General features: G+C 39.9%; 8 protein-coding genes. 1 reads left to right on the top strand and 7 read right to left on the bottom strand.

Translation table 11 applies throughout. The features are described 5' to 3' along the window. Window positions 1–242 precede the first annotated feature (242 nt). From PR834_RS16005 to citC, 7 genes are all read right to left on the bottom strand, one after another. On the bottom strand, window positions 243–1,676 hold the full coding sequence (locus PR834_RS16005) for an anion permease (RefSeq protein WP_272536774.1): 1,434 nt from the start codon (window positions 1,674–1,676) through the stop codon (window positions 243–245). A 257-nt stretch (window positions 1,677–1,933) separates the two neighbouring features. After that, a complete protein-coding gene (gene citG, locus PR834_RS16000) occupies window positions 1,934–2,815 on the bottom strand; it encodes a triphosphoribosyl-dephospho-CoA synthase CitG (protein WP_094961209.1) in 882 nt (293 codons plus the stop codon). Beyond that, the gene (citX, locus tag PR834_RS15995) at window positions 2,802–3,341 is read right to left on the bottom strand and encodes a citrate lyase holo-[acyl-carrier protein] synthase (RefSeq protein ID WP_110591571.1); all 540 of its coding nucleotides are present in this window, start codon (window positions 3,339–3,341) and stop codon (window positions 2,802–2,804) included. Before citX ends, citG begins: the two co-directional genes overlap by 14 nt. A gap of 2 nt (window positions 3,342–3,343) precedes the next feature. Then, window positions 3,344–4,870, bottom strand: a complete 1,527-nt coding sequence (citF, locus tag PR834_RS15990; RefSeq protein WP_112307467.1) for a citrate lyase subunit alpha — start codon at window positions 4,868–4,870, stop codon at window positions 3,344–3,346. 10 nt (window positions 4,871–4,880) lie between these two features. Further along, window positions 4,881–5,777 (bottom strand): citrate (pro-3S)-lyase subunit beta, encoded by an 897-nt coding sequence (gene citE / locus PR834_RS15985; protein ID WP_004255459.1) that lies wholly within the window; start codon window positions 5,775–5,777, stop codon window positions 4,881–4,883. Continuing rightward, window positions 5,777–6,073, bottom strand: a complete 297-nt coding sequence (citD, locus tag PR834_RS15980) for a citrate lyase acyl carrier protein (RefSeq protein ID WP_004255457.1) — start codon at window positions 6,071–6,073, stop codon at window positions 5,777–5,779. Before citD ends, citE begins: the two co-directional genes overlap by 1 nt. Further along, window positions 6,070–7,146: a [citrate (pro-3S)-lyase] ligase gene (gene citC / locus PR834_RS15975; RefSeq protein WP_164560979.1), complete on the bottom strand. Its 1,077-nt coding sequence runs from the start codon at window positions 7,144–7,146 to the stop codon at window positions 6,070–6,072. The genes citD and citC overlap by 4 nt, the downstream gene beginning before the upstream one ends. Before the next feature lie 368 nt (window positions 7,147–7,514). On the opposite strand from citC, the gene dpiB reads away from it, so the two are divergent. Continuing rightward, on the top strand, window positions 7,515–9,143 hold the full coding sequence (dpiB, locus tag PR834_RS15970) for a sensor histidine kinase DpiB (protein WP_094961213.1): 1,629 nt from the start codon (window positions 7,515–7,517) through the stop codon (window positions 9,141–9,143).

Raw genomic sequence — 9,143 nt, 5'->3', positions numbered from 1 at the left:
TGACTTAATATTATTAGGTAACCCTATGAATTCGATTAGGTTAAACCCGTCAAGTATTATTACGGTAAACCTAACTCATATTATTAGGGTAAACTTAAGTCTGAATTAAGGTTGCTCCAATAAAGTTCACGTTATAGCGCCAAGACTGCAAATAACTCTGGAACAGCGAGAAATTAATAATTTTGTTGTTAAATAGGGCACAATCATGATTGTGCCCGTCGTGTCGGTTTATTGACGAAGAATTAAATTAATCCAGTACTAATTAAAATTTCCCACCAACCTAAACCGATAGTCATGTGAATGAATAAACTAATGAAGGCCACTAACCCGCCGATGATCCACCAAGAACGGATATCGTTATAACCTGCACCGAATACGATAGGTGCTGCTGCACCACCATAGTGCGTTACGCTTCCGCCATAAGCATTCGAGAACAGTAAGCCCAGAGCGAGCAACATCGGAGGAGCCCCTGCAACCATACCTACAGTAGCAAATACCGGCACCATGGCTGCAACGTAGGCACCACCAGAGGCGAATAAGTAGCGAATGGCAACACTGATGAACATGATGACAAAGAACGCCAGCATCGCTTGGTCACCGAAAGAAAGGTATTGGCTCATGGTATCTGCGAGCCACTTGAAGAAGCCTGCTTTTGTGAGTACGCCTGACATACTGATAATACCACCGTACCAAATCAGGGTATTCCAGCCGCCTTTATTCTTCAGTACGTCATCCCAAGTTACAACACCGAGGATCAGGGTTAATGCCATGACCGCAATCGCGACGCTAGACGCGCTAACACCGATAAGGTCAGAGAAAATCCAGCCGCACAGCGCGATAACAAAGACAATCCCCAGCAATTTTTCACGCATAGTCATTGGGCCTAAATCTTCAAGGCCTTTAGCTGCGATCTCTTTGTTATTCACCTTTTTCAACTCAGGCGGATACAGTTTGTAGATCATTAACGGCGTCAAAATCAGCATGATTAAACCCGGTACAGAGGCGGCAAGTGCCCATCCGCCCCAACTTAAATGGATGCCCATAATGTCACTCATCATGGCAAGGGCGAGTGCATTCGGCGCCATTGCTGTCAAGAACATATAGCTGGTGGTTTTGGTCACCATATACACGTTGACGAGGAGGTAGTGACCTGCTTTACGTGGGCTTTTTTCTGGATCAGACCCTAAAGCAACGGCCACACTATTGATAATTGGGAAAACAATTCCCCCAGCACGTGCTGTATTCGATGGCGTCGCAGGAGCGATAATTAAATCAAGGATTGCGGTTACATAACCGAGCCCTAATGTTGTACCGCCTAATTTACCAATCAAAATATAAGAAAGACGTTTACCTAAACCAGTAATAACAAAGGCAGCACTCAGAGTAAATGCAGCAAATACAAGCCATGTCGTACCGGATGCATATCCGCTTAAAACTTCGCTTGCTTTGACATCTTTAGTACCCGTTACCCCAATAATTACCGCACTTGCAGCAATCGTGGCTAATAAAATAACAGGCTCTGAATATGGTTTAAGTACCAGCCCAACAATGGCGGCAAGATAAAGACCGAATAGCAACCACGCAATATGTGGTAGACCCGCTGGTGTTGGTATTAAAGCAATAATAATTGGAATGGCTATTAACACGAATAGCTTCCATATTTTTTCTTTTTGCATAAGCCAATTTCCTTGATTAAATCAATATTAAATTTATTTAATATTAAATTGAATGAACTTTAATATTAGGAATTTGTTAAAATGACGATATTTTAAATATGGCTGTATCTTGAGTGAATAAAATGATTTTAATTCTTCATTAGTAATTCACCCTAAGGTATATAATTTAGTTAAATAGTTAATTGGTTTTTATTTGGTTAAATTTTTTTATTTTTTAAATTATTCCTATTTTATTAGAATTAAAAAATCACTTAATGTTAAATAAAAGAATGATTGGGTAATCGCGCAAAGAACCAAGTTAGAATTAATAAGTCTGCACTTCCCCCTGGGCTCACATTTAGCTGAATACATTCATTATCAAAATGTTTAACTTTAACTAAGTCATCACGGGTATTGATACCAGCAATTAATAACTGTTCCGCCCGTTGTTTTACCCATGCTAAGCCGTTGACACCCCCACGGTTGACAATATTCGTATCGTCATTCAGGCTCATTAATAGAATCAAGGTATCAAGTAGGGCAATATCGGCTAGTTTGCCTTTAGCGAGTTGCTGTAAATAATAAGGAAGTGAATGTTTGATTACTAACGAGTAACCGCCTTCGGCTTCACCTCTTGCACCCGTTAGCCCATGGCTCTGATATAAACGCTGGCCTGCGGTGGGTTTTTCGGTTTTTTGTTTAAGTTCATTGGTAATTCCCTTACACATACTAGCAACCAATAAGCTGACATTTTCCGGTGAGACACATTGTTGTTGTGCAATCAAACGGCCTATTGCGGTTAAGACTAAACCTAAGGAAAAAATACTGCCTTTATGGGTATTAACGCCTTTGGTTGCACGGAACATCGACCTTTCGCAATCCATTCCAATAGGGCGAATGTAAGGTAATAGCTGCGCTATAGGGCAATTTTTATATTGAGCGCCTGCCTGTAAAAATCGTGGAAAATGTGTCGCGATGGCATTGGCACTTAAATGAAAGTCAGTCAGTGCCATATCTTTATGGGCACCGGTATTGTGTTTATCAACTAACCCGGGCTTAGGGGTTAAATTCACTTCGGCCAACATCGCTTGCCATGCTAATTGGCTGTAATAGCGAGTTAATTTTTCATTGATATGGCTGAGTTGTTTAATAGGTTGCATTTGCTAACTCCTCGATACGATCAAGTATCTCAACCAATGAATGTGTCCGTTGACGAGCACAAACTTTTGCTTCATTTTCACAAATTAAGCATCGTCTTGGTGGAAAATTTAATTGAGATCGCGAATATTGCTGTCCATTCGCATCAAACACATCAAAATCCCATAACCGACCAACAGCAGACGATCCTTCTAGGTGAATTAACGCTTTTTTTATCTCGATAGCATCACCATCAACGGCGACCAAGCATTCCGGCCCCGTTTTGAATGCCCAAGATTGTTGTGATAAAAACACCCACTGCCCGCATGAAGCAATTTGTTCAAGCGCATTTAAGCCCTGATTAAACACATGTCTAACAAGAGAATTGTCTTTGACAGCTCCAGGAAAAACGACAGTAAATGAAATCAAGGTTACCTGATGGAGACCAATCCATGCTTGTTGGCGAGCCTGACGGGCATCACGGCTATCCAACAGTTCAGGTAAAGAAATTTCAAATTGCTCTTGAGTATCAGGCAGTGGGTAAAACATATTTACTCCTTCACTTGATGAACAACATCAATGATTGAACCATCACGATAACGGACAACCGCAACAGCTTTATCTGTAAATTCAATTGGGTTAGGAGTACCGGTTAATAATTGTGCTCGCTCTCTTAACCAGCTCATTGAAACGGTTTTAATACCTTGGCTTTCAAGTTGCTGTTTTAATTCAGGGCGTGCAGGGTTAACCGTAATACCATGGTCAGTGACAAGAATATCGACACTGGAACCTGGTGTAACACAAGTGAGAACTTCATCCACTAACGTTGGAATACGTCCTCGGACAAGCGGAGCAACAATAATTGACAGTTTTGAGGCTACAGCAGTATCACTATGACCTCCAGATGCACCACGAATAACACCGTCAGACCCTGTTAACACATTGACATTAAAGCGTGTATCGATTTCTAACGCACTGAGTACGACGACATCAAGCATATCAACGGAAGCACCTTTCGAATCAAAACAGGCATATTGGTTAGCACTGATTTCAATATGATTCGGGTTGCGAGCAAGTGATTCAGCTGCCGCTTTATCAAAGCTTTGAACATCTAATAATTTGCGAATTAACCCTTTTTCATGTAAATCAACGATAGTTGAGGTAATACCGCCAAGTGCGAAACCAGCTTGAATGTTATGGCGTCTCATTTTATCTTCAAGGAAGCGAGTAACGGCCAAAGAGGCGCCACCAGTACCGGTTTGTAATGAGAAACCATCTTTGAAATAACCGGATTTTTCGATAACATCCGCTGCGGTACGCGCAATCAGAAGTTCACGAGGGTTCGATGTCATACGAGTTGCATCTGCCCCGATTTTATCCGCATCACCCACGCGTTTAACTTTGACGATATAATCGACTTCATCTTGTTTAATACTGGATGGGTTATGGGGGTAATCGCGTATCTCTTCCGTTAACATCACCACTTTTTTCGCAGTTTCAGCGTCAATTTTGGCATAACCTAAAGAGCCACAGCAGGCCGTTCCGGTATATCCGTTTGCATTACCGTATTCATCACATGATGGCACGCCAATAAATGCCACATCAATAACTAGCTCACCGCTATGAATTAGATTGGCTCTTCCACCATGCGAATGGATTTGTACGGGTTCTTCTAACTCACCACGTGAAATGGCTTCAGCGAGCGGGCCTCGGATACCAGAGGTATAAATTTTACGAATAACCCCATGACGAATATGTTCAACAAGTGGTGAATGGCAAGCACTTAATGAACTGGATGCAAGTGTTAAGTTGCGAAAGCCCATCTCTGCAATGACTTGCATCACCATATTGACCGTAAGGTCTCCACCACGAAAGGCGTGATGGAAAGAAATGGTCATACCGTCTTTAAGACCAGAACGGCGAATAGCGACTTGCAAGTCATCACACAATTTGCGATTTCTCGGCTTTTGTACCTGCTGTTGTACTTTACCAATATCTTTAAATTCACGTAGTACATCGTCAGTATTTGGTTGTAAGTAGGCTGATACGCGAGCCTGGCGCTGAGTATTATTTGTCATTTTTATTGCCTCACTCTTCCCGAATTCCTGATAATGCTGCTCGTGATAATACGAGGCGAGCTCTGTCAATAACTGGGCCATCGACCATTTTTCCGTTCAATGAAACTACGCCTTTACCTTCAAGGGCTGCGGCATCAGCGGCTTCAACAACACGCTGCGCATGGTCGACTTCTTTTTGAGTTGGTGCATATAAATTATGAAGTAACTCAATTTGTCTTGGGTTAATTAATGATTTGCCATCAAAGCCGAGCTGTTTAATGTGAGCGGCTTCGCGTAGGAAACCTTCTTCATTATTAGCATCAGAATAAACGGTATCAAACGCTTGAATACCTGCTGATCGAGCGGCTTGTAAAATGGCGCACCGAGCATAGAGGAGTTCTACGCCGTCTGGAGACCGCTCGGTGCGCAAATTGCGGACATAGTCCTCGGCACCTAATGCGATGCCTATAAGTCTTGGTGATGAATGAGCAATATTCACAGCTTGAGTGATGCCCATTGGTGATTCAATAGCGGCTAGCAAACCTGTGCTGCCTTCTTCGCGGCCACAGCTTTTTTCTATACGCAAGATTTCACTTTCAATATCAATAACATCTTGTGCCGTATCCGTTTTAGGAAGGCGGACGATATCCGCACCACCGCGAACAACGGCTTCAAGGTCAGCAACACCAAAAGCGGAATCTAATGCATTGACCCGTACAATGGTTTCAATATCTTGATAAAGCGGGTGCTGCAATGCATGGTAAACCAAGCGACGAGCCGTATCTTTTTCGCGCAAAGTGACGGAGTCCTCAAGGTCGAACATTAAAGCATCCGCTTTATAAATAAAGGAATTGCTCAACATAGCTGCATTAGAGCCGGGAACAAACAGCATACTTCTGCGTGTGCGTGATTTTTGTTCTGGAGTCATTACTTATCCTCCCAAGGCAGATAGTCGATATCACAAGCGCGAGCCAATAAGGCTTCTAAGCGAGCTTTGAGTACGCATTCTAGTGCACCTTTATCATCTACAATGATTTGTGCCCCTTGAATATCATGTTGCTGGATAACTTCTTGTACGATTTTTGCGATAGCATCCCCAAACTGTTTTTCAACACTACTGGTAATTTGTATTGAGACCTCTTGAGTGTCTTCTAGTGGCTCTATGCGAACCATGACATCACTTGATTCAAGTGTGCCAGCTACTGCTGCGTGCTTTATCTTCATATTTCACCTATGGCTAATTCAGAACTTTCGGTGTGGCTTTGAGCAGATGCGACTTGATTGGCGACCATCTCTTGTAAATATTGATAGGTTGCCTCAGGCACAATCGGCTTAATCGCCGCAAGATCTTTTTTAGCGAGCAATCGTCTAACTTGTGAGGCAGAAACAGCCGTTCCATTGATGATTGTTCGCGGAAATTCAATGAGTTCTATAGGTGGAAAATTCATAGCATCGGTTTTTAACCAAAAGCGCATGTCTTGGTTATATTGGTTGGTGACTTGGCAAAAAGGTTCCGAGCCTACGAATCGATGGGTTATCCCTAAAGCAGGGGCAATATATTGACGAAAAATCTTAATATCGATTTCGGTATAACAGTTATTAGCAACTGTTTTATCTTTAATAAAGTAACAAGGAAAAGTCGCTCGAGAAATAATATATTCCGAACCTTTATGAATAGTAAGATTTTCTATTCCTTTGGTTCCTGCTTCAATTAAATTTAATCTAACTTTATAAGGAAAACGTGAGGTATCTTCTTTGACAACAAATAGATGTAGCCAATCACAGGCCTTCGCAGCTTGCTCTATTAAATAACGATGCCCAAGAGTGAAGGGGTTGGCATTCATAACGATTGAGCCAATTTTTTTTCCTTCCTTACGTTGTGCTTTTAAACTTTCGATATAACGTTTTAGATAACAGCAACTATTTTCCATCAATACCATAATATCAGGAACTGTGGCAATGGTATGAAAACCACATTGTTGGAATAAGCTTTCATTTTGAAATTTGGTATAAATAAATAAATGAGTTGTATTATTTTCGTAAGCAAGATTAACCAGTTCTGTTGCTAATTTTAATGCAAGGCCTTCACCTCGAGCATCATCGCTAATAGCAACGCATTTAATAACATTTTTTGCTAATCCTCCACACGCAATTAATTTTTCATTGCGAGAAATCGTAATAAAAACGTCAATACTTGAATCAAGTTCTAAATCGTTTTCCTTTAAAAACTGAGTTATTTCAGCAAGTTTCCTGTTCTCATGACGTTTTACTTGGTTAAACGTTATGTTTTCGAACATAATAGTATCCTGCATCTCATTTAGAGATGTTTTTAAAATGTTGCTAATGTTAAAGTTAATTAAATAAATTCTCTTAGGTTGTTTTTATAAAAACAAATATAAATTTTTATTTAATTACCCTCTCTGATATTTATATTAAAGATACTGTATTTAATATATTTGACCTATTTCATGTTTCTCAAATGAGATTGTATTTGTTTAATGGTTTTAAAGTTTTTAATTATTGAATATGTTTTTTATTGCTTGGTTTTAATGTGTTTAATTATTAATATGTGTATTATATCTTTGGCTTGAATCCGATTTATCGGTTATCCTACCATTTTTGAGTTAACAAAATTTTTACTTTTCAGCCAGTAACGAGATATAACATGAAAAAAGAATATACGTTCTCCTCATTGAAAAAAGTAAATTCAGTTTCATTTTCAGTACGAGTATTTTTTCTGTTATTAATAGTTTCTGTTTTTTTAACTCTCGGGCTGGGTAAATATTTTACGGACACAGCTGAAAATCGATTGATTGCGAACATTCAATCGTTAGCAATGAGCCAAGCAAAGCTGATTGCTTCTATTGATGGTGTTGTTCAATCCGTAAAGTATAGAGATATTCCTGGGTTGAAGGTTATTGCTGATAAACTAAACCAAGATTCTAACTACGATTATGTTGTTATTGGTGATGAAAATTCGATTCGTTTGTATCACCCAAATAGTCAAAAAATTGGTTTTCAAATGCAGTGGAACAAACCAGGAGCCTTAGAGAAAGGGGAAAGCTATTTTATCAATGGCGAAGGTTCAATGGGGAATGCTGTTAGAGCAAAAACACCCATTTTTGATGAGCAAGGTAAAGTGATCGGTGTTGTTTCTATTGGCTATCTATCCAACAAAATAGAAACATCACTCAGTGAGTTATTTGTACAAACAGGAGCCACTTTTTTAGGGATACTGATTATATTGCTCTTCTTATCATGGGCATTTTCACGTTTAATTCAAAAACAAATGTTGGGTATGGAACCTGAGGAAATAACCCAATTAGTCTTAGTACAAAAAGGGATATTTGAAGCTGTTTTTGAAGGTGTTATCGCAGTGAATATACAAGGGCAGATTATTAATATTAACTCTAATGCCCGGAAAATGTTATCTCTAAGCAAGCCGCTGGGGCAGTTAACAGGGACTTTTGTGTCGGAGCATATCTCGCCAGCCGACTTTTTTATTACCGATATTGAAACGACTAAACATGATGTGATTTGCGAATTTAATGGCCTAAACGTGATTGCAAACCGGGTGGCCATTCGTGATGGGGAACATCTTGTGGGGGCGGTCATTAGCTTTCGTAGCCAAAATGATATTGAATCGCTAAACTCTCAGTTGACTCAAGTTCGCCAATATATAGAAAGTTTACGTACGTTACGGCACGAGCACCTTAATTGGATGTCAACATTAAGCGGTTTATTGCAAATGAAAGAATATGACCAAGCGTTGGCGCTAATTAAAGGGGAGTCAGAATCTCAGCAACAATTAATTGATACACTCCGTGGACAGTTTTTTGATAAGCAAGTTGCTGGTTTATTATTTGGTAAACACCACCGAGCCAAAGAACTAGGCTTACAATTAAAATTTACTGCGGGTAGTCAGTTACATGAATTACCTGATTCATTAAATAGTACTGAATTTTGTGCCATTTTGGGTAATCTACTCGATAATGCATTTGAAGCAAGTTTGAAAAATAATCAGGGTAATAAGCAAGTTGAGTTATACCTTTCAGATGAAGGAAAGGAGATTGTCATTGAAGTCGCTGATCAGGGATGTGGTTTCCCGTCAGAAATTCAAGACAAATGGTTTGAGCGTGGTGTCACAACGAAAACAGATATAGCAGATAGTCATGGTATCGGGTTATATCTCGTTGCATCTTATGTTAAACGCTGTAATGGTGCAGTGATTATTGAAGAAAATCAACCGCATGGTACAGTATTTTCAATTTTTATTCCGAAAGTGAAGATATAA

It is taken from the genome of Providencia sp. PROV182, from assembly GCF_028480325.1.
Taxonomy (GTDB): domain Bacteria; phylum Pseudomonadota; class Gammaproteobacteria; order Enterobacterales; family Enterobacteriaceae; genus Providencia; species Providencia hangzhouensis.
Note: the sequence above shows the minus strand (reverse complement) of the source record. Positions and strands in the feature narration are given on the sequence as shown.